Origin of the sequence: Mycolicibacter virginiensis (genome assembly GCF_022374935.2) — a bacterium.
In the GTDB taxonomy this organism is placed as follows: domain Bacteria; phylum Actinomycetota; class Actinomycetes; order Mycobacteriales; family Mycobacteriaceae; genus Mycobacterium; species Mycobacterium virginiense.
In genome coordinates, this window is sequence record NZ_CP092430.2 from 2,932,069 (window position 1) to 2,955,327 (window position 23,259).

Below are 23,259 nucleotides of genomic sequence, written 5' to 3' on the forward strand. Positions count from 1 at the left end.
GTTGGCAATAGCGATCGCCGCGAGAAGAGCTTCACACGCCAGCTGAATCGGCATCAGGGGCCGGACGACGGTGAGTAAGCGTTCCACGACGCGTGAGCACCAGCCTATCGCACCGGTGCGGCAATGCCTAAAATGCGGCGAACTCCCGCAGACTGGCTGCCAATGCCGCGGGAACCCGCGCGCGGATGCGGGTTCCGCCCTCGCCGTGCTCGGCCTGCTGCACCCGACCGTGCTCATGCACTCGCGCCACCAAATCGCCACGACCGTAAGGGATGACGACATCGACCGCGGTGTCGACCGGCGCCACCAACTGCGCCATCCGTTGGCGCAGCGCGTCGATGCCCTCACCGGTGTGCGCCGAGACGAACACCGCTTCGGGCAAGGCGCGTCGCAACTGGGCCAACGCGAGATCGCCAGCGGCGTCAATCTTGTTGACCACCAACAGTTCCGGAGCACGCTGACCACCCGGGCCAGAATCGTGTTCGGTGATGACCTCCGAGATCACCTCACGCACCGCGCTGATCTGCGCCAGTGGCGCCGGATCGGATCCGTCGACCACATGCACCAGCAGATCGGCGTCGGCGACTTCCTCCAGCGTGGAACGGAACGCCTCCACCAATTGGGTGGGCAGATGCCGCACGAAACCGACTGTGTCGGTCAACACAAAAGGGCGGTCATCATCGAATTGCCCACGGCGCGTGGTGGGTTCCAATGTGGCGAACAGCGCATCCTGAACCAGGACTCCCGCGCCGGTCAGCGCGTTGAGCAAGCTGGATTTGCCGGCGTTGGTGTAGCCGACGATCGCCACCGAAGGGACGTCACTGTGCCGACGGCGGCTGCGCTGGGTGTCACGCACCTGCTTCATCGCCTTGATCTCGCGGCGCAGCTTGGACATCCGTTCCCGGATCCGGCGCCGGTCGGTCTCAATCTTGGTCTCACCGGGACCGCGGGTTCCCACCCCACCGCCGGCGCCGCCGGCCCGCCCACCGGCCTGCCGTGACATCGACTCACCCCAGCCGCGCAGCCGCGGCAGCATGTACTGCATCTGCGCGAGCGCCACCTGCGCCTTGCCTTCGGCGCTGGTGGCGTGCTGGGCGAAGATGTCGAGGATCAGCGCGGTGCGGTCAATCACCTTGACCTTGACCGCCTTTTCCAGCGCGTTCAACTGCGCCGGGGACAACTCGCCATCGCAGATGACGGTGTCGGCGCCGGTCGCCAGCACCATCTCCCGCAACTCTTGGGCCTTGCCCGAACCGATGTAGGTGGACGGATCGGGCCGGTCACGACGTTGGATCAGACCCTCGAGCACTTCCGAGCCGGCGGTTTCGGCCAGCGCCGCAAGTTCCACCATGCTGGCGTCGGCCTCGGCCGAAGTGCCCTCGGTCCATACCCCGACCAGCACCACCCGTTCCAAGCGCAGTTGGCGGTATTCGACCTCGGAGATGTCGGCGAGTTCGGTGGAGAGCCCGGCAACACGGCGCAGCGCTGCGCGGTCGTCGAGGTTCAGCTCACCGGTGCTGGGCTGCGGCCTCGAATCGGGATAGCTCACTGCGCCGCCCACCACCGAGGTGCGATGTCGCCACGGGCCACCAGTTCCGACGGGCCGCGCAGGTAACTGCCGGCCTCGGTGACGGTGACGCTGACCTGTCCGCCGGGGATGTCGACGCGCAGCGTGCCGGTCGAAGCGCCGGTGTGCGCCAGGGCCGCCACGACGGCGGCCACCGTGCCGGTGCCGCATGAGCGGGTCTCACCGACACCGCGCTCATGCACCCGCATCGCGACCGCGCCGTCACGCGGAGCGGTCAGAATCTCCACGTTCACCCCGTTCGGGAACTGGGCGGTGTCGAACGTCACTGGCGCACCGACATCAAGGGCGGCCAGATCGGCCTCGGACAGTCCCGCATCCACACAGGCCAGGTGTGGGTTGCCCACGTCGACGCCCAGGCCCGCGAAGCGCCGCCCCCCGACCAGTGCCTCGAATGCCGGTCCGGAGCTCCCGAGCAGGTTCGGCTTGCCCATGTCGACGGTGACCTCGGCGTGCACGTCGTCAGCGTGGTGCACGATCACCGGTCGCGGCCCGGCCAGTGAGCCGACGACGAATTCGTCGGCCGATTCCAGGCCCGCGGCGCGCAGATAGTGCGCGAATACCCGGACTCCGTTGCCGCACATCTCGGCCACCGAGCCATCGGCGTTGCGGTAGTCCATGAACCAGTCGCCGGGCGCGACTCCCTCGGGCAGCTGGTCGAGCACCCCGGCGCTCGCCGCCGCACCGGCGGTGGTCACCCGCAACAGACCGTCGGCGCCCAGGCCGCGGCGGCGGTCGCACAGCGCGGCCACCGCGGCCGGGGTCAACTCCAGTGCCGCGTCCAGGTCCGGCAGCAACACGAAGTCGTTCTGGGTGCCGTGGCCCTTGGCGAAAAGCATGTGCTCAGGATACGTGCCGCACCGCGGCCAGTGCCGCGTCGAGCAGACCGCCGCCGGCAGCATCGAGCCATTGGGTGCGATGATCGCGACGGAACCAGGATCGCTGCCGACGCACGTAGCGGCGGGTTCCGATGAACGTCGGTTCCTGGGCGCCGGCACCGTCGCCTCCGGCATCGAGCTCGGCGATCACCTGGGCGTAGCCCAGCGCTCTGGCGGCGGTGACCCCGTCCCGCAGCCCCGCCTGAAGCAGTCCCTGAACTTCGGCGACCAGCCCCTGGGCAAACATCGTGTCGGTGCGGACGGCCAGTCGCTCATCGAGAATGGCTGTGTCGCAGTCTAATCCGAGGATCACCGTGTCCCAGCGCGGCGCTCCGATGGTGGGCGCAGACGCGGCGAACGGTTGCCCGGTCAGTTCCACCACTTCCAGGGCCCGCACGATCCGCCTGCCGTCGCTGGGCAGGATCGCCGCGGCGGCGGCAGGGTCGGCGCCGGCCAGTTCGGCATGCATGGCGGCCACCCCGACCTCAGCCAGCCGCTGCTCATAGCGGGCCCGCACCGCTGGATCGGTGGCCGGGAACGACCAGTCGTCGAGCAGGGCCTGCAGGTAGAGCATCGAGCCGCCCACGATGATCGGCACCGCGCCGCGGTCCATGATCGCCTCGACGTCCGCCGCAGCGGCCTGCTGATAGCGGGCCACCGTCGCGGTCTGGACGACATCGAGCACGTCGAGTTGGTGATGCGGAATGCCGCCACGCTCCCCCGGGGGCAGTTTGGCGGTGCCAATGTCCATGCCGCGGTAGAGCTGCATGGCGTCGGCGTTCACGATCTCGCCGCCCAGCCGTGCGGCCAGGTCCAGCGCCAGTTGTGATTTGCCCGTCCCGGTGGGCCCGACGACCGCGATCGGCCTCACGGCTGCCAGACCCCCACGAAGTAGCCGACTCCATACGGTGCGTCGCGGTAGAGCTCGGTGACCTCGCGCGGTGCGGTCCCAACCAGCCCGGCCAGAGCCGCGAACCCCGCCCGGCCGATGACCCGCGGCGGCAATCCGGTCAGTGCGGCGACATCGCCGCCGGCCAGCGCATCGTCGAGGACGCGCTGGCACTCGACGTCGTCCGGCTGGTATCCGCCTGGGGCGGTCGGGCTCAAGGTGTTGGCGCCGTCGGCCACCAGCAACACCCCGGTGAGCTCGCCGCCTTCGTCGATCGCGGCGCGCACGCGCCTGCCGGTGGCCAGCGCCGCGTCCGGGTCGGCGCAGCAGTGCACCACCACCTCGGCATCGGGTGCGACCTGACCGCGCACCCAGCCGGCGACCAACGCGGTCAACGGCAGATCGACGGGTTGCTGGGCGTCCCGTGACAGCCGCACCGCGACATCGGCGCCGAATCCGGCGAAGGTGCCGGTGCTCTCGGTCCCGTACACCGCATCCGGCCCGGCCCCGAGGACCACCCAGCGCGCCGGCAGCGCCCGGGCCGCGGTCAGCGCGGCGGCCCGCAATTCGGCGGCTTCGGCGGCGGTGCCGGCCAGCTCGGGCACCAGCACCGGCGCCGACGGCATGATCGCTATCGGTCCCAGCACGGCACCCAAGCTAGCTGGTGGTTGGCGCCGCCACCGGCTCGGCCAGGTCCGCGCCGGCATCGGCGACGATGGTGGCGGCCTCGCCGCGGGCCAGTGCCGCCGTGGCGATCACGATCAGCACCACCCCGATGATCACCGCGACGTCCTCTGTCCCGCCGGCCTGGATGGTCTCGTTGAGCAGCAGTACGCCCAGCGCACTGGCCACCAGCGGTTTGGCCACGGTCATCGTCGGCATGGAGGCGGTCAGCGCACCCGCGCGAAACGCCGACTGCTGAAAGATCATCCCGGCCAGCGTCGCCACCAGCCACGGCGCCAGGGCGGGTGCCCGCAGCACCGCGCCGATGCCGTCGGCTTTGAGCACCTCGACCAGAACCTTCGTCAGCAAGGCGAATACCGCCAGCGAGGTACCGGCCACCACCGCCAGCAGCACCGCCGCCGCGGGTCGGCCCTTGTAGATCCGGGCGGCCAGCACGCAGCCCACCAGCACCGCCGCCAGCACCGCCGACACGATGATCCAGGTGGCCGCCGGCGCGTGTTGTTTACCTTCGGTCGGATCCCCCACCACGACCACCACTGCCAGCGCCGCAGCCAACAGGATGGCCCACATCCACTCCCAGTTGGTCACCCGGCGATGAGTCAGCCAGGCATACATCGGCAGCGCGAACAGCAGCGCGGTCACCTGCAAGCCGGTCACCAGCATCACCGAGCCGACCGCGAGCGCCACCGCCTGCAGGGCGTAGTTGGCCACCGCCGCTGCACCGCCGCCCCACCAGCGCGGGTCGCGCAACGACAGCCAGAACAGCTCCAGGTGGCCAACCTGCTGGTCAGTGATCTCCTGGGCCGACCGCTGCCGGATCACGTCGCCGATCGCGGACGCCAATGCGGCGCACAGCGCGAGCAACGCCGCGAGGAAATTCCCTGTCGACATGGCCCCCTCCTCAATCGGGCAACGATACCCGTTGTTCACCTTCTGGCCCGGGAGCGAGGCCATCGGCGGCGCTCAGTCAGGCCACCGCAACGGCCGGCTCGCCCGCGGTGGCCGCCTGATCCCGCGACAGCGCCGCGACCGCGGCGACCAGCGTCGCCACCGCCAGCACCAGGGTGAACGCCGCATCGCGACCGGGGTTGAGCACCTCGCCGAGCAGGACCATGCCCAGCGTCGCGGCCACGATGGGCTCGAGCACCGTGATCGTGGGCAACGAGGCCGTCAGGGCGCCAGCCCTAAATGACGACTGCTGATATACCGCGCCGGTGAGCGCGACCGCTGCCCAGGCGTACAGCTCCGGTGCGGTGAACATTGCGCGCGGACCGTGGCCGATCAGATCGACCATGCCCTTGGTCAACACCGCGAAAATGCCCCACGAAATCGCGGACACCGCAGCCAGCAACACGGCCGCCGCCGGCCGACCCGCGTAGGCTCGCGCCCCGACCAGACACAGCAACACCGTCGGCGCCAGCACCGCGACCACCCAGACCCAGGCCTCCAGCGAGGCCCTCGCCTGCCCGGCGGTGGGATGGCCGACGGTGATGATGATGGTCTCGGCGGCAACCAGCAACGCCGACCACAACCACACCGAACGCCGCAGCCGATGACCGGATTGGCGGGCCCCCAGCGGCAAGGCGAACAGCAGTGACGTGACCAGCAACGACTCCACCAGCAGCACCGACCCGAGGCCCAGCGCCACGGCCTGCAGGCTCAAAGCCACCAGGCCCGACGCCGTGCCCACCCACCACTGCCGGTCAGTCAACAGCCGGGCGAACAGTGCGGCGGCCCCGATCCCCTGGTCACCGAACCGGTGGGCACTGCGCTGCTGAATCACGTCGCTGATCGCGCCGAACAGCGCCGCACCGAGCGCAAACAGCACGGCGATGGTCTCTTTCGCCAATGCCGGCCTCCTACAGGTCTGCGGATGCCGCGGGGAACTCCAGTGGCGATCGGACAGGCTACCGCCCGGGTCACCAGCCGGCCCCAGCTTCGCCTCTCCTCCGTCGAACCTCGCTGAACCGCCCGGCCCAACGGCGGCCCCAGCTTCGCCTCTCCTCCGTCGAACCTCGCTGAACCGCCCGGCCCAACGGCGGCCCCAGCTTCGCCTCTCCTCCGTCGAACCTCGCTGAACCGCCCGGGTCACCAGCCGGCCCCAGCTTCGCCTCTCCTCCGTCGAACCTCGCTGAACCGCCCGGCCCAACGGCGGCCCCAGCTTCGCCTCTCCTCCGTCGAACCTCGCTGAACCGCCGAGTTGGCGGCACAGCGTGGCGGGTAACTGCTTGAATACTCTTGAATGCTTCTAGGCAGATCGAAGGCGCCGCGGCGCGCGGCAGATGCGCGGGTTATCCCGCGAAGGGTTAGGTGACGACAGCGATGACCACTGACAGCGGTTCGTCCGCCCCCACCCCACGGCCGGGGCCCCGTCCCGGTCCCAGGCCTGGTGCCCACGTGGGGCCCAAGCCGGGTGCCCGGCCTGCCCCGGCCATTATCGGGCCGCCATCCGGTGACCCGCACCGCTTCGGGCGGGTCGACGACGACGGCACGGTGTGGCTGGTCACGCCTACCGGTGAGCGACAGATCGGCTCCTGGCAGGCCGGTGACCGCGAGGCCGCGTTCGCCCATTTCGGCCGCCGCTACGACGACCTGAGCACCGAGGTGACCCTGCTCGAGGAGCGGTTGTCGTCCGGCAGCGGCGACGCCCGCAAGATCAAGGCATCCGCGGCAGCGCTGGCCGAGCAGTTACCGACGGCCAGCGTCCTCGGGGACATCGAGGCGCTGGCGGCGCGGATCGCGGCGGTCACCGAGCATGCCGATAGCGTCGCCGCAGCCGGCCGTGCGCAGCGCGATGAGCATCGGGCGGCCGCCACCGCACGCAAGGAGGCGCTGGCCGCCGAAGCCGAGGAGTTGGCCGCGACTTCGACGCAGTGGAAGGCCACCGGAGACCGGCTGCGCGCCATTCTCGACGAATGGCGCACCATCACCGGCCTGGACCGCAAGGTCGACGACGCGTTGTGGAAGCGCTACGCCGCGGCCCGCGACGGCTTCAACCGACGGCGCGGCTCGCACTTCGCCGACCTCGACCGCGGGCGAGCCGGGGCGCGCGAGGAGAAGGAACGGCTGTGCAAGCGGGCCGAGGAGCTGTCTGGGTCCACCGACTGGGCATCCACCAGTGCCACGTTCCGTCAGCTGTTGGCCACCTGGAAGACAACTGGGCGGGCCTCCAAGGAAGTCGATGAGGCGTTGTGGCAGCGGTTCAAGGCCGCCCAGGACACGTTCTTCTCCGCCCGGAATGCCGCGAACGCCGAACGCGACGCCGAGCTGGAGGCCAATGCCACCGCCAAGGAGGCCTTGCTGGTCGAGGCGGAGCGGATCGACCCGACCAACCAGAACGCCGCGCGCGCCGCGCTGCGCTCAATCGTCAACAAATGGGATGCCCTGGGCAAGGCGCCCCGAGAGCGTTCCGCGGAGTTGGAACGGCGACTGCGGGCGGTGGAGAAGAAGGTGCGCGACGCCGGTGCCGCCGCCGAGGCGGCCGTGGTGGATCCCGAAGCCGAAGCCCGGGCCGCCCAGTTCCGCACTCGCGCCGAACAGTTCGAACGTCAGGCACTGAAGGCCCAGGCCGCGGGTCGGGACAAGGAGGCCGCCGAGGCCACCGCCAACGCCGAGCAGTGGCGGCAATGGGCCCAGGCCGCCGAACAGGCGCTCAACCGGCGCTGACGTCCGGCCGATGTTTGAGCATCGGCACTGCCGGGCTACCACCCCCAGTGAGGCAACAACCAACTCACTGGAGGTGACCCATGAGCAATATCACCGCGGCACTCGACGTCAAGCGCCCGATCCGGACGGTCTACAACCAATGGACCCAGTTCGAGTCTTTCCCGAAGTTCATGGAGGGCGTCGAACAGGTGCAGCAACGCGACGCCACCCACCTGCACTGGAAGATCAAGGTGGGCCCGGCGTCGCGTGAGTTCGACGCGACCATCACCGAGCAACACCCGGAAGAACGGGTGGCGTGGCGTTCCGACAGCGGCCCGCACCACGGCGGTGTGGTCACCTTCCACAAGATCGACGATGGCACCACCCGAGTGACCACCCAGATGGACATCGACCCCGACGGTGTTCTGGAAAACGTCGCCGACAAGCTCAACATCCTCGACCACCGGGTCCATGCGGATCTCAAGCGGTTCAAGGACTTCATCGAGAACCAGCCCGCCGAAACCGGTGCCTGGCGAGGAGACGTACCGCGACGATGATCGACCCGACCGGGTGGGTGTTTCGCTGGGGTGCCGCGCTGCGCCATCGCCGGTTCTTCCACCCCGACGGTGTGCTGACGACGGGCTTTCTCGAACGAGACGCACCGGCAGACGAGGGTCTGCCGGTGCCGTCAGCCACCGTGGTTGCCCGTATCTCCAAGGCCACCGGCACCCCTGGCCGGCTGCCCGACGCCGTTGGGCTGGCGCTACAGATACCGACGTCGCAGGCCGACCACAGCTGCTGGGACATCTTGCTGGTCTCGGCGGGTTCCGGGGTGATCGGTCGGGCACTGGGCGTCCGGCCCGTGGTGTCGTGGTCGGGCCTGCAGATGACCACGCTGATGCCGCTGCACTACCGAGAGCGGCTGTGGTGGCTGCGGGCTCGGCTGACGACGCCAATCGGTGGCTACGGATTGGCGCTCAACAGCATCCGCAAGCAGCTCCACGGCGGCCAGATCCGTTTCGAACTCGCCCAGGCCAGCGGCGCAGGCGAATTTCGCCCGCTGGCCCACCTGGTTCTGCATGACCATGAAGCGACCGACGAGGCGGGCCACGACGTTTCGTTCGACCCGATCGTGCACACCGCACCGGGGGTCCAACTGCGTCCCGGATGGCTCGCCGAGCTGCGAGCCCACGCCTATCGCGGAAGCCGGAAAGGCCGCGCCGCGACCGGGCCTACTCGCCCGCTGGCGGGTCCTCGGGACGGCTGAGATCGTCCAACAGGTTTCGTGACTGCAGCTGCGCAGTGCTCTGCCGGCGCTCAGCCTCAGCGGCTAGCTGTACGGCGGTGCGTGACCACACCACGCGGGCCCAGTGAAAGGTCAGCACGATCAGCGTGATCCACCCCAGGATCAGCCCGATGCCCGGGCCCGGGTCGCCCAGCACCGCAGTCTGCCGAGACCACACTGCTAAGAGTCCAACGGCGGCGGCCACCGCCGAGCCTGCCAGTGCCGCCCAGGCCACCGTCCACCGCCGAGTCACCAAGGCCAGCAGCGAGAACCCCACCCCGAATACCAACGCCAGCCACATGAACAGCTGTGACGGCAGCGTCACCAGGGCCTCGTTGGTGCCCTCGCCGGGGAACAGGACATCCCAGCCGCGGACGGAACCGGTGTGCGGCAACAGGAACGACCCGAGCAGCACAAAGACGCAGATCGCGACGACCAGCCCCCGGCCGCCGGGGTCGATTTCCCCGGCAACGCGCCGCTCGGCGGCCTCGATGTCGGCGCGGTAGGCCTCGAAGTTGTGCTGGTTGTCCCCGCTGGCGCTCATCGCGTCACCCCCGGCATCTTCGGCATGCCCAGTCCGACACCGGGCGCTGGTTCGGCATGGCTGTCACCGGCCCTGGTACGCCGGTGGCTCAGCAGCGCGCCGTCGGCCAGCAGGTGGTGCGGCGCTGCACCGGTGACCGTCGTGGTCACCACGTCACCGGGGCGCACCTGCGCGGTCCCGGGAGCGAAGTGCACCAGCCGGCCATCGCGCGCTCGGCCGCTCATCCGCGCCGTCTGGGCGTCCTTGCGGCCCTCCCCGACTGCCACCAGCAGTTCGACGGTGCGCCCGATCTGGGCCTTGTTCTCGTCCCAGGAGATTTGTTCCTGCAGCTCGATCAGCCGGTCGTAGCGTTGCTGGACAACCTCTTTGGGCAGTTGATCGGGAAGTTCGGCGGCCGGTGTCCCGGGCCGCTTGGAGTACTGGAAGGTGAATGCGGCGGAGAATCTCGCGGCCGCCACTACCTCAAGGGTCTCGTCGAAGTCCTGCTCGGTCTCCCCGGGGAACCCGACGATCAGGTCGGTGGTGATGGCTGCGTCTGGAATGGCGGCCCGAACCCGGTCAAGGATGCCCAGATAGCGCTCGGAGCGGTAGGAGCGACGCATCGCCCGCAGAACCCTGTCCGAACCGGACTGCAGCGGCATGTGCAGCGTGGGACACACGTTGGGGGTCTGCGCCATCGCCTCGATGACGTCGTCGGTGAATTCGGCCGGATGCGGTGAGGTGAAGCGGACCCGCTCCAGACCGTCGACGTCCCCGCAGGCCCGCAGCAGCGACGCGAATGCACCGCGGTCGCGCGGCAGTTCCGGGTCGGCGAAGGAGACACCGTAGGCGTTGACGTTCTGGCCCAGCAGGGTCACCTCGAGAACGCCTTCGGCGGCCAGCGCCCGCACCTCGGCGAGGATGTCCTCAGGGCTGCGGTCCACTTCGCGGCCACGCAACGACGGCACGATGCAGAAGGTGCAGCTGTTGTTACAGCCGACGGAGATGGACACCCAGGCCGAATAGGCCGAGTCCCGCGCGGCGGGCAGCGACGACGGGAACTCGCGCAGCGATTCGACGATCTCCACCTGGGCGCTGCGGTTGTGCCGGGCACGCTCCAACAGCGCCGGCAACGATCCCAGGTTGTGAGTGCCGAAGACGACATCTACCCAGGGCGCGCGGCTCAGCACGCTGTCTTTGTCCTTTTGCGCCAGGCAGCCGCCGACGGCGATCTGCATGTCGGGGTTGCTGCGCTTGTTGGGGGCCAGGTGGCTCAGGTTGCCGTAGAGCTTGTTGTCGGCGTTCTCCCGAACCGCGCAGGTGTTGAACACCACCAGGTCGGCGTCGGCGTCGTCGGGTGCCCGCCGGTAACCGGCCTGCTCGAGCATGCCGGCAATGCGTTCGGAGTCGTGAACATTCATCTGACAGCCGTAGGTACGCACCTCGTAGGTGCGCATCTGTTCGGAAATCACCGGCAAACTCACCCGGTCTATGGTACGGCGGCTGAGTCCATCGGAGTGACCAGGCCGATAGCGGCGCCCGCGCGAAGCCTTCCTGGGTAGGGTCAGATCCCATGACCAGCGGCGGGCCGGATCTGGTGCCGATGATCGCCATCCACCACGTCAACAAGTACTTCGGTGGCCTGCATGTGCTCAAAGACGTAAACCTCGAGGTCGCTCGCGGCGAGGTGGTGGCGATCCTGGGCCCGTCGGGCTCGGGTAAGTCCACCCTGTGCCGCACCATCAACCGGCTTGAAGTCATCGACTCCGGTGCGATAGCCGTCGACGGCCAGCCGCTGCCGGCCGAAGGCGCGGCGCTGGCCCGGCTGCGGGCCCAGGTCGGCATGGTGTTCCAGTCGTTCAACCTGTTTCCACACAAGACCATCCTGGACAACGTCACACTGGCACCGATGAAGGTGCACAAGATGCCCCGAACGCAGGCGCAGCGCCAGGCGATGGCACTGCTGGAGCGGGTCGGCGTGGCCGATCAGGCCCACAAACATCCCGCACAATTGTCCGGCGGTCAGCAGCAGCGGGTGGCGATCGCTCGGTCCCTGGCGATGAACCCGAAGGTGATGCTGTTCGACGAGCCGACCAGTGCCTTGGACCCGGAGATGATCAGCGAGGTACTCGATGTGATGACCACGCTGGCCGACGACGGGATGACCATGGTGGTGGTCACCCACGAGATGGGCTTCGCCCGCCGCGCCGCCGACCGGGTGGTGTTCATGGCCGACGGCGCCATCGTCGAGGAATCCGCTCCCGCAGATTTCTTCGGGGCGCCGAAATCTGCACGGGCCCAGGACTTTCTCGCGAAGGTCCTCGACCACTGATGCGAACGGCGCGAACCCTGCAGGTGCTGGCGCGGTCCTGGGCGGTCCTGGCGGCGGCGTTCGCAATGACTGCGCTCTGCACGGCGTGTAGCGCTCACGACAGCGGCAAGATCACGATCGGTGTCAAGTTCGACCAACCCGGCTTGAGCGTCAAGAAGCCCGACGGCACGCTCGGCGGATTCGATGTCGACGTGGCCCGCTATGTGGCGGCCCGGCTGGGCTACGGGCCCGACCGCATCGCCTGGATCGAGGCCCCGTCCGGTCAGCGCGAGATGCTGCTGCGCAACGGCCAGGTCGATTACCTGGTGGCCACCTATTCGATCACCGACTCCCGGCGCCAGAAGGTGGATTTCGCCGGACCCTACCTGCTGACCGGGCAGTCGCTGTTGGTCCGCGCCGACAACACCGACATCACCGGCACCGCTTCGCTGCAGCGACACAAGAAGCTGTGTTCGGTCTCGGGCTCCACTCCAGCCCAACGGATCAAGGACCGCTATCCGGGCGTGCAACTGCAGCGCTACGACACCTATTCGGCGTGTGTGGAGGCGCTGCGCAACGGTGCGATCGACGCGGTGACCACCGACGACGTCATTCTGGCCGGCTACTCCGCCCAGAACCCCGGCGCCTTCAAACTGGTCGGCGAACGATTCTCGCAAGAGCTCTACGGAATAGGTGTGCGAAAGGGCAACGACGGCTTGCGCCAGCGGATCAACGACGCCCTCGAGGAGATGGAACGCGACGGATCGTGGCGAGCCGCGTTCGTGGACAACTTCGGTCCCGCGGGGTTCGCGGTGCCCGAACCGCCGCCGATCGAACGATGATGTTCGCCGAGTACCGGGGCCAGATCCTCCAATCCTTCACCGTCACCGTCGAGTTGGCAGTGTTGTCCGGCATACTCGCGCTGATCTGGGGCACCGGGCTGGCCGCGATGCGGCTGGCCCCGGTGCCGGTGCTGCGTTGGCTCGGCGGTGGCTATGTCCATCTGGTGCGCAACACCCCGCTGACGCTGCTGCTGTTGCTGTGCTCGTTCGGCCTGGCCCAGACGCTGGGAGTCTCGCTGACCGATCCACAGTCGCCAACGTCGGTCGACGACAGCAACTTTCGTCTTGCCGTATTGGGCTTGAGTGTGTACACAGCGTCGTTCGTCTGCGAGGCGGTGCGCTCAGGAGTCAACACCGTGGGCATCGGCCAGGCCGAGGCCGCTCGCTCGCTGGGACTGAGCTTCACCCAGAATCTTCGGATCATCTTGCTTCCCCAGGCTTTTCGGGCCGTGATCATTCCGCTGGGCTCGGTGCTGATCGCACTGACGAAAAACACCACCTTGGCCTCAGCGATCGGAGTCGCCGAAGCGGCGCTGCTGATGAAGTCGATGACCGAGAACACCGCGGCGCTGCTCGGGGTGGGCGCGGTGTTCGCCGCAGGCTTCGTTGTGCTTACTCTGCCGCTGGGTTTGTTCTTCGGATATCTGGACCGGCGCTGGGCGGTGTCGCGATGAGGTCCGCGCCGCGTGCGACCGTGCTGTTCGACACCCCTGGGCCCCGGGCCCGCGCCCGCTACCACGCAATGTCAGTGGCGACGGTGTTGGTTGCCGGACTGCTGGGATGGGTGATCTATTCGCGACTGTCGGCCAAGGGCCAGCTCACCGCGGAAAAGTGGACACCGTTTCTGACCGCGGATCTGTGGCGCACCTACGTGCTGCCCGGTGTGATGGGCACGTTGACCGCGGCAGCTTGGTCCATCGGACTCGCGCTGATTCTGGGGGTATCGCTCGGGGTCGGCCGGCTGTCGCAGATCAAGCCGGTGCGCTGGAGTTGCGCGGTGACCGTGGAGTTCTTCCGGGCGATTCCGGTGCTGATCATGATGATCTTCGCCTATTTCATCTACGGGCTACTCAACGTCTTCCCGCCGCAACAGATCGCGCTGGCCGGAGTGGTCACCGGGCTGACCCTCTACAACGGGGCCGTGATCGCCGAGATCGTGCGGGCGGGCGTAAAAGCCCTGCCCGGCGGGCAATCCGAGGCGGCTGCCGCGTTGGGGCTGGGCTGGGGCTCCTCAATGCGGCTGGTCCTGCTTCCGCAGGCGGTCACTGCGATGCTGCCGGTGCTGGTGTCACAACTGGTGGTGGTGCTCAAGGACACCGCAATCGGCTACCAGATCACGTTCGTGGAGATGGTGCGCCAAGGCACCGTCGTCGGGTCCCAGTACAGCAACTACCTTCCCGCACTGCTCGTGATCGCGGCGCTGATGATCACCGGAAATCTGGTGCTCTCGGCCGGGGCAATCAGACTGGAGCGGCGTCTGCGTCGGGCCCGCCACTCCCCCTTGGGGGCCGCCACAATTGAGCCGGAGGGCACCCCGGGCACCCGGGTCGTTTAGGGACTGCGCGCACGGTGTCCGCCGTCTAGAGTCGGACTCGACAGCTAACGACAGGAGACTCGGATGGCCATCACCCCCAAGGACGCATTCAACGCTGCACGCGACATCGCCGCACATGCCGTCGAGAAGGCCTCGGACATCGTCGAGGACGCCGGCGACATCATTCGCGGAGACATCTCCGGCGGCGTCAGCGCCATCGTCCAGGATTCCATCGAGATCGCCACTCACGCCGTCGAACGGACCAAGGAAGTCTTCACCAGCACGGACGAGGTCGAGGATTCCGAAGAGGTCTGAGCCTGGTCTGAGCTGGTTGCCCCTGTCCCGGTGGCCGGTTCGCCAACCGAGATAGGGGCAACCAGTATGACGAACCGTGGCGGTAGCTCGGCTGATACAACCAGTTGCGAGCAGTGGCCACACATCACCCGGCAGGATGTCTACAACATCCAGATGGCCCTGCTACGCAACCACGGCTACGGCGCCCGTCGGGTGGATGCCGGTCCGGACAAGGACCCGATGATTCACGTGGTCGACAACGCCGACCGAACGGTACTCGCCATGAGGGTCTCCCCCGACGGGCTCAACTGGGTGCTCTGCGCCGACGGCGGGAAGCCTTTCGTTCTGCCACTCGCCGTCAGATGTGCTGACCTCGCGGACCGCGTTGTCGCAGAGGCGCGGAAGCCGCAGTAGCGGCGACTCCGATCCGTCAGGGTCGGGGCAGACGATCCCTCACACCCGCCGACGTTCTCGTTCGGCGGCCAATTCGGTGCTGACCACGTCATAGGCCATCGACGGGTTGTAGCCGCGCCGGGCGAGCATCGCCACCAGCCGACGGGTGACCTTCACGTCGTCGTCGCCGAGCGTCTCCCGGCGCAGCTTCGCGTGTACCAGCTGTTCGGCGCGGTCGCGCTCGGCGGCGGCGTCGATACCCTCCAGCGCTCCGGCGATCACGTCCTCGTCGACACCTTTGGTGCGCAACTCGGCGGCCAGCGCCTTGCGTCCCTTGCCCGCGTGTTCGCGTCGGGATCGCACCCACTGTTCAGCGAAGTCGGTGTCGTCGATCAATCCGGCGGTGGCCAGTCGGTCCAGCACCCGGTCACTGACGTCGTCGGGGTAGCCGCGTTTGGCCAACTGGCCGGCGAGCTCGGCGCGGGTGCGGGCCCGGGCGGTGAGCAGGCGAAGGCACACTGTCTTCGCCTGCTCCTCGCGTTTGGGCTCTGCTGCCTCGACCGACTCAGAAGTCGACGGGGGCGGGCAGAACATCATCGGCCAGCTCATCGGTCAGCACGGCGCCGATACCGAGCTTCTCCTTGATCTTCTTCTCGATCTCGTTGGCCACGTCGACGTTGGTCAGCAGGTAGTTGCGGGCGTTCTCCTTGCCCTGCCCCAGCTGTTCGCCGTCGTAGGTGAACCAGGAACCGGACTTGCGGATGAAGCCCTGGTCCACGCCCATGTCGATCAGCGAACCCTCACGGCTGATGCCCCGGCCGTAGAGGATGTCGAACTCGGCCTGCTTGAACGGCGGCGACACTTTGTTCTTGACCACCTTGACCCGGGTGCGGTTGCCGACCGCGTCGGTGCCGTCCTTGAGGGTCTCGATCCGCCGAACGTCCAGGCGTACCGAGGCGTAGAACTTCAAAGCCTTTCCACCCGTGGTGGTTTCGGGGCTGCCGAACATCACCCCGATCTTCTCCCGCAGCTGGTTGATGAAGATGGCGGTGGTACCCGAATTGTTCAGCGCGCCGGTCATCTTCCGCAGCGCCTGGCTCATCAGCCGGGCTTGCAGGCCGACGTGACTGTCTCCCATCTCGCCCTCGATCTCCGCGCGCGGCACCAGGGCTGCCACCGAGTCGATGACCAGGATGTCCAGCGCGCCGGAGCGGATCAGCGTGTCGGCGATCTCCAACGCCTGCTCCCCGGTGTCGGGCTGGGACACCAGCAGCGAATCGGTGTCCACGCCAAGCTTCTTGGCGTATTCGGGGTCCAGTGCGTGCTCGGCGTCGATGAACGCCGCGATCCCCCCGGCGGCCTGAGCGTTGGCCACCGCGTGCAGCGCCACGGTGGTCTTACCGGAGGACTCGGGGCCGTAGATCTCGACGACCCGACCCCGGGGCAGGCCGCCGATGCCCAGCGCCACATCCAGGGCGATCGAGCCGGTCGGGATGACCGAGATCGGCTGACGCACCTCGTCCCCGAGGCGCATCACCGAGCCCTTGCCGAAGTTCTTGTCGATCTGGGCCATTGCCAGTTCGAGTGCTTTTTCGCGATCGGGCGCTTGCGCCATGATGCCTCTCCTGTGGTTCGGTAGTTCGGTGACCGGTTCTCGGTCGGTTGGCCGTGACGCTAGCGACGGGGTCTGACAGACCCGTCAGGCCGAACGAACTGCCTCCACAGTAGGCGAACGAATGTTCGAATCAAGTCCGACACGCGGCGTGTCGGCGTGTCGGACTTTGACACGCTGCTGGATCCACGGCGACGACCCGCTAAGCCACCGCCATGACGTGCGCGGACGCCCCGATCGTGGCGTCGCCGGCACCCATCATGGTGCGCATGAACGCCTCTTGCTCGCGCCGCCCGCGCCGCGCCGCGCGCTCCAGGCCACCGGGCAGGGCAAGGGCCGCCGCACTGCGGACCAGGTTCACCGGCATCCGCAGCAGCGGGTACCAGGGCAGTACGAAGACCGGCAGGCCCAGCTTTCGCATCGTGCGCGGCCCGAGAAAGCTGCTGGTCAGCGAGAGATGCTGGGCGCGTGCGATACGGCGCCGCACACCGGACATGGCAGTGAACTGCCATTCCAGCGGATCATCGGCCATCGGAGCGGCCAACTGCTTGGTGGTCTCGTCGGGCGCCGAAAGCGCGCCGAGGGTCTGATAGAGGATGCGAATGCCGTCCCGGAAGCTGCCCGGCAGCCAGTCGTCGCGGACCCCCATCAGCCAGCCGACATAGCGGGTCAGGTGCGCGATGTCCTCCAGTTCGGCCGGAGACATCACGATGCCCAGCGCCAGCCCGCCGGCCGGTGGGGCGATCAGTGCTCCCACCAGGGTGGCGGCCATGTCGGTCTGATTGACCGGCAGACCCCATTCGTCGCCGCGCCAGTCCGGCAGCGCGGCCACATGCCGGCGAACGTACTCATGGATCAGCCGGACCCGGATGGTGGCCTGATAGCCGACGCCGAGTGGCTCCAGTCCCCCTTCGGCGCTGACGTCCAGCGCCCACTGCAGGGTCTCGGCGAAGCGCTTGTTCGAGCCCTTTTCCAGCACACCGGTGCGCAACAGCGTCTTGTTGAACGAGGAGAACTGATAGCCGCCGAGGAACGACACGTCCCGAGCGATGTAGGTGCCATCGGCACCGCCACGGCGCAGCGCTCGCTGGCCGCGCCGCACCCGAGCCAGGTCAACCCAGTCCGGGATCGGCTCGAACTCGCCGAAGAACTCCCGCAGCGGCGCAGGCGCTTCCGGCACGCTGGCCAGGCCGTGGGCCAAGATCTGTTCGAAGATCGGCCGCGTCTCGGCGGCTCCGGTATTCGACATCCACTCGACCAGTCGCTGCATCGGCTCGTCGCCGACCGTCAGGTCTTCGCCGATCTGGCGCCACCGCTCGGGCGTGGGTTTGGCGATCGCCAACACCGTCGCCAGCGCTCGAATGCTGACCGGAACGGCGCCCGGTCCAGCCGGGTGACGAGCGGGGACGGTCAGTGCGGGCGCGTCCATCGGGCCACCTCCAGCGACAATTTGGATAACGTACGTATTCCGAATCTACGGTCGCTAGTAGGGTGATGTCAATGAAACGCCCTGAGGTGGTGCGTGATTACGGCGGAATCAGCGCGGTGGACCGCCGCGCCGAGCGCCGTAGCAAGTTGCTGGCCGCCGGCCGCCAGATCTGGGGCGAATCGGGCATCGGCGAGGTCACCGTCCGCGGCGTCTGTACGGCTGCCGGCCTCACCCCGCGCTATTTCTACGAGCAGTTTCCCAACCGCGACGCGCTGTTCTTCGCGGTCTCCGACGACGTCCGCGACCAGCTGCTCGAAGCGATGGTCACCGCCGGCATCGGCGATCCCGGCACGCTGTCGGACAAGCTCCGATCCGCGCTGACCGCGTTTCTCGACCTGATCGCCGCCGACCCCTGCATCCACCGCATCGCCACCAGCGACCTCTCGGCGATTCCCGGACTCAACGAGCACCGCGCAGGCATTCTCGACCTGATCACCGACGCGGTCGTCGAACATGCCCCGGGCGTTCTCGACGGTCAGGACCTCGCGCCCGAAGAACTACGCCGCGGCGCGCTGTTCATCGTCGGCGGGGTCAACCAGATCATCGAAACTTGGCTCGCCAATCCGGTCGAGAGCACCACCGAACTGGCCGCGATCTGCTCAGACCTTTCCGTCGCCCTGGTGCGCAGCATCGTGGCGCGCAGCGATCAGCCTCACCACTGATCGCGCGGCACGTCGAAGTCCGAGCACAGCGCCCACCACACGTCACGCGGCTCCACACCGTCCTCGATGGCCTGCGCCGCGGTCCGCCCACCCACCGCGGCCAGCACGTGGTCTGCCAGCACCGAGGCGCCATAAGCGGCACCGAAACGCATCGCGACCCGTTCGTGGAATTCGGTCAGGCGCACCCACCCAACCTACCCAGTGCCGGACAGCGCCTCGTGGCACACCCGTACCGGATCGGCGACGCCGGAGGCGGTGCCGGCGGCCCGCCGCGCCGCATCGCGATAGCTCGGCGACGCCAATACGGCGCCCACCGCGTCGGCCAATGCCGGCCCGCTCAACGGCCGGATCAGTCGCCCACTGCCTTGGCGCACCACGCGATTGGCGATCTCCCACTGATCGCCACCGCCGGGCACCACCACCAATGGCACCCCGCCCAGCAGTGTCTTGGCCACCATGCCGTGTCCGCCGCCGCAGACCACCACGTCGGCGTGCGTCAACAGTTCGTCCTGGCGCCCCAACCCGGCGACGGCCCACGCCGGCAGCTCCAGGGGCGCACCGCCCAGCCGCGACACCGCCAGCCGGGCACCGTCGGGCAGTCCGGCCCCGGGCACCAGATGCTCCAGGGCAAGCTCGGCCAGACCGGCGGCTCCGGTGGCGGCGGTCGACGGTGCCACCACCACCAGCGGGCCCGAGCCCGGCGGTACGGCCAGCACCTGCTCGGTCGGCTCAAAGTGCAGCGGCCCGACGACGACGGCCTCGGCGGGCCAGTCCGGCCGCGGCACCTCGAGTGCGGGCAGCGTGGCGATCAGGCGCCGCAGCGGCCCGGGATCGTCGGCCGGCAGACCGATCCCTACCCGCGCTTCGGCGCGCTGGCGCAGGCCGCCGCGTACCGACCGTGCGCTCAGCGAGCGCATCACCGCGTCCCGCAGCCGGCCGCGTACCCCGGTACCCGGCGCCAGCCCACTGCCGATCGGCGGCAGTCCCGTCGACGGCAGGTACAGCGGGTGCGGACTGAGTTCGACCCACTCGATGCCGAGCAGCTCGGCGGCCATTCCCCCACAGGCCGTGATGACGTCGGAGACCACCAGATCCGGCGCCAGAGCCCGCAACTGATCACGGTTCTCCACCGCCATCCGCGCCGCGCGGTGGTGCAGCTTGGCCCCGTCGTCGGCGTCGTCGTCGGCGGCGGTGGGATCGAGTCCCAGCAGCTCCGCGGCGTCCACGCCGGCGGCACGCGCGGTGTCGAGCCACTGCACCCCGGTCAGCAGCGTCGGGGTGTCTCCGGCCGCCGCGAAGCGCTTGCACAAGGCGATCGCCGGGAACGCGTGACCGGGGTCTGGGCCGGCAACCACTACGACTCGCATCGGCCTACCGTGCCACAGCCCCACAGGCTTAGGGTGGCAGGCATGACCGAACTGACTGGCCAGCCGAGTGCTGTCGAGGCCGCCGCCAACATCCGCACCGTAGAGACCTTCCTCGACGCCCTGCGCGACGAGGACCTCGACACCGCGGCGGCGGCACTCGCCGAGGACGTGGTGTATCAGAACGTCGGCCTGCCTACCATCTACGGCCGCAGTGCCACCATCGGGGTGTTTGGGCGGATGGCCGGCCGGGCAGGCTTCGATGTGAAGATCCACCGCATCGCCGCCGAGGGCTCGTCGGTCCTGACCGAGCGCACCGACGCGCTGACGCTGGGGCCGTTGCGGCTGCAGTTCTGGGTGTGCGGAGTCTTCGAGGTGCACAACGGCCGTATCACGTTGTGGCGCGACTACTTCGACTTCCTGGACATGTTCAAGGCGACGCTGCGGGCGGTGGCGGCCACCGTGTTCCCGGCGCTGCGCCCGACGTTCTAGGGTCAGCTCTGTGCGTCAAAGTCCCAAGCCTCAGCGCCCAAGCCCGATCCAATACCTCCGGTACTGCTACGGACGCCCGCTGCCCCCAGAACTGCTGGACTGGGTCCGCAACGACCTGGCCGGCCCGGGTGCCACCGTCCGGATGATCCTGCGTGCCGCCGTGCCGACGACGCTGATCCTGATCCCGTTCTGGCTGTTCCCGACGGACTTCATGACGCGGTTCAGCATGACGTTTCCGATCTGGTTCATGGTGATCCTGTTCGCCCACGCGCTCAACAAGGTGTGGCGCACCCACATGCTCCGGATGCACGGCCTGAACCCGGAGCTCGCCAACGCACGTAAACGCGAGCGCGACGCCCACATTCACCGGTCCTACGAGGAACGCTACGGTCCGCGGCCGGAATCGGTCGATCAGCGCAGCGACGACATCTAGACGACCCGGGGCAACTCGGCCAGTTCGTCGAATGCCTGCGCCCAGCCCAGCATCCGGTCGGTGGCGCCGACCAGCTCCTCGCGGTAGCGCCGCTGCGACATCGGGGAATTCGTCGGATCGCCGGCCGATGTCATCGAGCCGTCATTGGCTGAGGCCACCAGTTGCGCTGCGGCGGTGACCATCTCGTTGTACTGGCGAACACCGGCACTGAGTTGCGCGGTGAACGCGTTGATCGTCGGCACCAGGTACTGACGTGACTGGGCGCTGTGCTGCACGGCGCGCTCCATGGACACCACCTCAGCCGCGGTGGCCGCCATGGTGGACGCGGCGCGGTTGACCGCGGCCGTCAGTTCGGCAATCTCATCGGCGGGCAACAGCCGGCCCCGCTCGAGCACGCCGAGCAGCGAGACCATGCCCCGCTCGGAGGCGCCCAGCGCGTACATCGCCGGCCGTGCCGCCGATCCGGGCGGCGGCAGGCGCCGCCCCGCGGCGGGGCGCGCGGCGGGCAGTGGCGCCGCGCGCAGCCAGCGATAGCGCAGCAGCAACAGCGTCGCCGGGGCGGCCGCGCCCGCGGCCACCAGTCCGGTGATCAGCAGCACCCATACCGGCGTCGACCACGACGCCAGCACGGCCGTCACCAAGGTCCAGAATCCGCATGTGGCAGTGAAGAACAGGCCCAGCCGCAGCGCCCACCGGCGCTTGCGCAGCATCCTGGCCCTCGGGTCGGCGATCGCACCCAGCTTGTCGGCAAGCAGGTCGGCAGCCTCACTGGCTCGGTCCACAGCACGCTGCAGCAGTGGGTGCCGTGCGCTGCTTCCCAGTGTCGCGGCCACCTGACTACCGTCCCAGCGGGTTCTCGGGGGTGGGGTTGGCGCCAGACTGCGGGGTTGCCGGGGTGGCCTGGCCGGATGCGGTGGCAGAACCGCCCGCGGGCAGCGACTCGCCCCGCATGGACGCCCGGATCTGCTCCAGCCGGGAGTGGCCGGCCATCTGCACACCGGCCTGCTCGACCTCGAGCATCCGGCCCTGCACCGAACCCTGCGCCAACTCGGCGGCCCCGATCGCATTGGCGTAGCGCCGTTCGATCTTGTCGCGCACTTCGTCGAGACTGGGAGTGGTTCCGGGGGCGGCGATCTCGCTCATCGAGCGCAGCGACGCGCTGACCTGCTCCTGCATCTTGGCCTGCTCAAGCTGGCTGAGCAGCTTGGTGCGCTCGGCGATCTTCTGCTGCAACACCATGGCGTTCTGCTCGACGGCCTTCTTGGCCTGCATCGCCGCCGACAGCGCCTGGTCGTGCAGCGCCTTGAGGTCTTCCACGCTCTGTTCGGCGGTGACCAGCTGAGCCGCGAATGCCTCCGCGGCATTGTTGTACTCGGTGGCCTTCGCGCCGTCCCCGGCGGACGTGGCCTGGTCAGCCAGGGTCAGGGCCTGGCGAACGTTGACTTGAAGCTTCTCGATGTCGGCCAGTTGGCGGTTGAGGCGCATCTCCAACTGCCGCTGGTTACCGATCACCTGCGCGGCCTGCTGGGTCAGGGCCTGGTGCTGACGCTGCGCCTCTTCGATCGCCTGCTGGATCTGCACCTTGGGATCGGCGTGCTCGTCGATCTTCGAGTTGAACAGCGCCATCAAGTACTTCCACGCCTTGACGAACGGGTTGGCCATCAGTCAGCTCCGTCTGCTTGTTTTCCAGTGTTGTCGCTCTACCGCCGGTACCGGTGATCAATTTATCGGGTCGGCGGTTATCGGGTGAGTGTTCAGCCCGGGCGCGTCACGCCGAGGCTACCGATGCCAGCGTCCGAATCGGCGGGATGACGACCTTGGTGCCGGCGTCGATGCGGGTCACTGCGCCGCCGCGGGCGTTGCGCACTGCCAGTTCGGCCCGCTCGGCCTGCTCCAGCCGGGTTCCGGCGTCGAAGAGCACCGTCGACAACGGGATCCGCAGCGCCGCGCAGATCGCGTTGAGCAGCTCACTGGACGCTTCCTTGCGGCCCCGCTCGACCTCGGAGAGGTAGCCGAGGCTCACCCGCGCCGCGTCCGACACCTCACGCAGCGTCCGGCCCTGGGCGGTCCGAGCTTGACGCAGCACCTCGCCGACCGACTCCCGCAGCAATGTCGTCATCTGCACTCCCCCTCACGGGTCAACCTTGGAAAACCGACAGTCATCAAGTCAACGCGCGCGACTCCCGAAAGGGTTCCCGGATTCGACAGATTCATGCGGCGGTCCCAGCTTCGCCTCTCCTCCGTCGAGCCTCGCTGAACCGACAGATTCATGCGGCGGTCCCAGCTTCGCCTCTCCTCCGTCGAGCCTCGCTGAACCGCCGGGCTCATGCGCCGGTCCCAGAGC

Annotated in this window: 28 protein-coding genes; 12 read left to right on the forward strand and 16 right to left on the reverse strand. The window is 68.5% G+C overall.

The window, feature by feature from the left end:
• Nucleotides 1–127: 127 nt before the first annotated feature.
• The 6 genes from hflX to MJO54_RS14180 all read right to left on the reverse strand — a co-directional run bounded on the left by hflX (nucleotide 128) and on the right by MJO54_RS14180 (nucleotide 5,885).
• Nucleotides 128–1,549: a GTPase HflX gene (gene hflX / locus MJO54_RS14155; protein ID WP_064888312.1), complete on the reverse strand. Its 1,422-nt coding sequence runs from the start codon at nucleotides 1,547–1,549 to the stop codon at nucleotides 128–130.
• Nucleotides 1,546–2,424 carry a diaminopimelate epimerase gene (dapF, locus tag MJO54_RS14160; RefSeq protein WP_046285689.1) on the reverse strand — a complete coding sequence of 293 codons (879 nt, stop codon included), beginning with the start codon at nucleotides 2,422–2,424 and terminating at the stop codon, nucleotides 1,546–1,548. The genes hflX and dapF overlap by 4 nt, the downstream gene beginning before the upstream one ends.
• A 4-nt stretch (nucleotides 2,425–2,428) precedes the next feature.
• On the reverse strand, nucleotides 2,429–3,334 hold the full coding sequence (gene miaA / locus MJO54_RS14165) for a tRNA (adenosine(37)-N6)-dimethylallyltransferase MiaA (protein ID WP_046285682.1): 906 nt from the start codon (nucleotides 3,332–3,334) through the stop codon (nucleotides 2,429–2,431).
• A complete protein-coding gene (locus MJO54_RS14170) occupies nucleotides 3,331–3,999 on the reverse strand; it encodes a class III extradiol ring-cleavage dioxygenase family protein (protein WP_046285690.1) in 669 nt (222 codons plus the stop codon). The genes miaA and MJO54_RS14170 overlap by 4 nt, the downstream gene beginning before the upstream one ends.
• A 10-nt stretch (nucleotides 4,000–4,009) precedes the next feature.
• Nucleotides 4,010–4,927, reverse strand: coding sequence for a DMT family transporter (locus MJO54_RS14175; protein WP_046285683.1), 918 nt, complete (start codon nucleotides 4,925–4,927; stop codon nucleotides 4,010–4,012).
• Between the two features lie 76 nt (nucleotides 4,928–5,003).
• A complete protein-coding gene (locus MJO54_RS14180) occupies nucleotides 5,004–5,885 on the reverse strand; it encodes a DMT family transporter (RefSeq protein ID WP_105295286.1) in 882 nt (293 codons plus the stop codon).
• Between the two features lie 473 nt (nucleotides 5,886–6,358).
• Here MJO54_RS14180 and MJO54_RS14185 point away from each other — a divergent pair, with 473 nt between their 5' ends.
• The 3 genes from MJO54_RS14185 to MJO54_RS14195 all read left to right on the forward strand — a co-directional run bounded on the left by MJO54_RS14185 (nucleotide 6,359) and on the right by MJO54_RS14195 (nucleotide 8,948).
• Nucleotides 6,359–7,702 carry a DUF349 domain-containing protein gene (locus tag MJO54_RS14185; protein WP_105295285.1) on the forward strand — a complete coding sequence of 448 codons (1,344 nt, stop codon included), beginning with the start codon at nucleotides 6,359–6,361 and terminating at the stop codon, nucleotides 7,700–7,702.
• Nucleotides 7,703–7,782: 80 nt separating this feature from the next.
• The gene (locus MJO54_RS14190) at nucleotides 7,783–8,238 is read left to right on the forward strand and encodes an SRPBCC family protein (protein ID WP_046283543.1); all 456 of its coding nucleotides are present in this window, start codon (nucleotides 7,783–7,785) and stop codon (nucleotides 8,236–8,238) included.
• Nucleotides 8,235–8,948 carry a phosphodiesterase gene (locus MJO54_RS14195; RefSeq protein WP_105295284.1) on the forward strand — a complete coding sequence of 238 codons (714 nt, stop codon included), beginning with the start codon at nucleotides 8,235–8,237 and terminating at the stop codon, nucleotides 8,946–8,948. The genes MJO54_RS14190 and MJO54_RS14195 overlap by 4 nt, the downstream gene beginning before the upstream one ends.
• On the opposite strand, the gene MJO54_RS14200 is transcribed toward MJO54_RS14195, so the two are convergent.
• Nucleotides 8,914–9,510, reverse strand: coding sequence for an Rv2732c family membrane protein (locus MJO54_RS14200; RefSeq protein ID WP_046283545.1), 597 nt, complete (start codon nucleotides 9,508–9,510; stop codon nucleotides 8,914–8,916). The two genes, MJO54_RS14195 and MJO54_RS14200, sit on opposite strands and share 35 nt — an antisense overlap.
• A complete protein-coding gene (gene miaB / locus MJO54_RS14205) occupies nucleotides 9,507–10,946 on the reverse strand; it encodes a tRNA (N6-isopentenyl adenosine(37)-C2)-methylthiotransferase MiaB (protein WP_046283580.1) in 1,440 nt (479 codons plus the stop codon). Before miaB ends, MJO54_RS14200 begins: the two co-directional genes overlap by 4 nt.
• Before the next feature lie 116 nt (nucleotides 10,947–11,062).
• Here miaB and MJO54_RS14210 point away from each other — a divergent pair, with 116 nt between their 5' ends.
• The 6 genes from MJO54_RS14210 to MJO54_RS14235 all read left to right on the forward strand — a co-directional run bounded on the left by MJO54_RS14210 (nucleotide 11,063) and on the right by MJO54_RS14235 (nucleotide 14,884).
• Complete coding sequence (locus MJO54_RS14210; RefSeq protein ID WP_046283546.1) at nucleotides 11,063–11,821, forward strand: amino acid ABC transporter ATP-binding protein; 759 nt, start codon at nucleotides 11,063–11,065, stop codon at nucleotides 11,819–11,821.
• Nucleotides 11,821–12,642: a glutamate ABC transporter substrate-binding protein gene (locus tag MJO54_RS14215; protein ID WP_105295282.1), complete on the forward strand. Its 822-nt coding sequence runs from the start codon at nucleotides 11,821–11,823 to the stop codon at nucleotides 12,640–12,642. The genes MJO54_RS14210 and MJO54_RS14215 overlap by 1 nt, the downstream gene beginning before the upstream one ends.
• Nucleotides 12,639–13,316: an amino acid ABC transporter permease gene (locus tag MJO54_RS14220; RefSeq protein ID WP_105295281.1), complete on the forward strand. Its 678-nt coding sequence runs from the start codon at nucleotides 12,639–12,641 to the stop codon at nucleotides 13,314–13,316. Before MJO54_RS14215 ends, MJO54_RS14220 begins: the two co-directional genes overlap by 4 nt.
• Nucleotides 13,313–14,197, forward strand: a complete 885-nt coding sequence (locus MJO54_RS14225; protein ID WP_046283549.1) for an amino acid ABC transporter permease — start codon at nucleotides 13,313–13,315, stop codon at nucleotides 14,195–14,197. The genes MJO54_RS14220 and MJO54_RS14225 overlap by 4 nt, the downstream gene beginning before the upstream one ends.
• Before the next feature lie 63 nt (nucleotides 14,198–14,260).
• Complete coding sequence (locus MJO54_RS14230) at nucleotides 14,261–14,491, forward strand: Rv1893 family protein (protein ID WP_046283550.1); 231 nt, start codon at nucleotides 14,261–14,263, stop codon at nucleotides 14,489–14,491.
• A gap of 66 nt (nucleotides 14,492–14,557) precedes the next feature.
• The gene (locus MJO54_RS14235) at nucleotides 14,558–14,884 is read left to right on the forward strand and encodes a hypothetical protein (RefSeq protein WP_105295280.1); all 327 of its coding nucleotides are present in this window, start codon (nucleotides 14,558–14,560) and stop codon (nucleotides 14,882–14,884) included.
• Between the two features lie 39 nt (nucleotides 14,885–14,923).
• On the opposite strand, the gene recX is transcribed toward MJO54_RS14235, so the two are convergent.
• From recX to MJO54_RS14250, 3 genes are all read right to left on the reverse strand, one after another.
• Nucleotides 14,924–15,457: a recombination regulator RecX gene (gene recX, locus MJO54_RS14240; RefSeq protein ID WP_046283552.1), complete on the reverse strand. Its 534-nt coding sequence runs from the start codon at nucleotides 15,455–15,457 to the stop codon at nucleotides 14,924–14,926.
• A complete protein-coding gene (gene recA / locus MJO54_RS14245) occupies nucleotides 15,429–16,481 on the reverse strand; it encodes a recombinase RecA (protein ID WP_174549742.1) in 1,053 nt (350 codons plus the stop codon). The genes recX and recA overlap by 29 nt, the downstream gene beginning before the upstream one ends.
• A gap of 196 nt (nucleotides 16,482–16,677) precedes the next feature.
• Entirely contained in the window at nucleotides 16,678–17,904 is a 1,227-nt protein-coding gene (locus tag MJO54_RS14250; protein ID WP_105295279.1) for an oxygenase MpaB family protein, read from the reverse strand.
• Between the two features lie 71 nt (nucleotides 17,905–17,975).
• Between MJO54_RS14250 and MJO54_RS14255 the strand changes: the two genes are divergently transcribed.
• Nucleotides 17,976–18,626 (forward strand): TetR/AcrR family transcriptional regulator, encoded by a 651-nt coding sequence (locus MJO54_RS14255; RefSeq protein ID WP_046283554.1) that lies wholly within the window; start codon nucleotides 17,976–17,978, stop codon nucleotides 18,624–18,626.
• Here MJO54_RS14255 and MJO54_RS14260 read toward each other — a convergent pair.
• Together MJO54_RS14260 and MJO54_RS14265 are read right to left on the reverse strand one after the other, a co-directional pair.
• Nucleotides 18,617–18,811, reverse strand: coding sequence for a DUF3046 domain-containing protein (locus MJO54_RS14260; protein WP_046283555.1), 195 nt, complete (start codon nucleotides 18,809–18,811; stop codon nucleotides 18,617–18,619). The genes MJO54_RS14255 and MJO54_RS14260 overlap by 10 nt on opposite strands.
• Before the next feature lie 9 nt (nucleotides 18,812–18,820).
• Nucleotides 18,821–19,993 carry a glycosyltransferase gene (locus MJO54_RS14265; protein WP_105295289.1) on the reverse strand — a complete coding sequence of 391 codons (1,173 nt, stop codon included), beginning with the start codon at nucleotides 19,991–19,993 and terminating at the stop codon, nucleotides 18,821–18,823.
• A gap of 42 nt (nucleotides 19,994–20,035) precedes the next feature.
• Between MJO54_RS14265 and MJO54_RS14270 the strand changes: the two genes are divergently transcribed.
• Nucleotides 20,036–20,482 carry a limonene-1,2-epoxide hydrolase family protein gene (locus tag MJO54_RS14270; RefSeq protein ID WP_046283582.1) on the forward strand — a complete coding sequence of 149 codons (447 nt, stop codon included), beginning with the start codon at nucleotides 20,036–20,038 and terminating at the stop codon, nucleotides 20,480–20,482.
• 10 nt (nucleotides 20,483–20,492) lie between these two features.
• A complete protein-coding gene (locus MJO54_RS14275; RefSeq protein WP_046283556.1) occupies nucleotides 20,493–20,915 on the forward strand; it encodes a DUF5313 domain-containing protein in 423 nt (140 codons plus the stop codon).
• Here MJO54_RS14275 and pspM read toward each other — a convergent pair.
• From pspM to clgR, 3 genes are all read right to left on the reverse strand, one after another.
• Nucleotides 20,912–21,748 carry a phage shock envelope stress response protein PspM gene (gene pspM, locus MJO54_RS14280; RefSeq protein WP_046283557.1) on the reverse strand — a complete coding sequence of 279 codons (837 nt, stop codon included), beginning with the start codon at nucleotides 21,746–21,748 and terminating at the stop codon, nucleotides 20,912–20,914. The two genes, MJO54_RS14275 and pspM, sit on opposite strands and share 4 nt — an antisense overlap.
• A gap of 4 nt (nucleotides 21,749–21,752) precedes the next feature.
• Nucleotides 21,753–22,577, reverse strand: coding sequence for a phage shock protein PspA (gene pspA, locus MJO54_RS14285; RefSeq protein ID WP_046283558.1), 825 nt, complete (start codon nucleotides 22,575–22,577; stop codon nucleotides 21,753–21,755).
• Between the two features lie 106 nt (nucleotides 22,578–22,683).
• On the reverse strand, nucleotides 22,684–23,034 hold the full coding sequence (clgR, locus tag MJO54_RS14290; protein WP_046283559.1) for a transcriptional regulator ClgR: 351 nt from the start codon (nucleotides 23,032–23,034) through the stop codon (nucleotides 22,684–22,686).
• Nucleotides 23,035–23,259 lie beyond the last annotated feature (225 nt).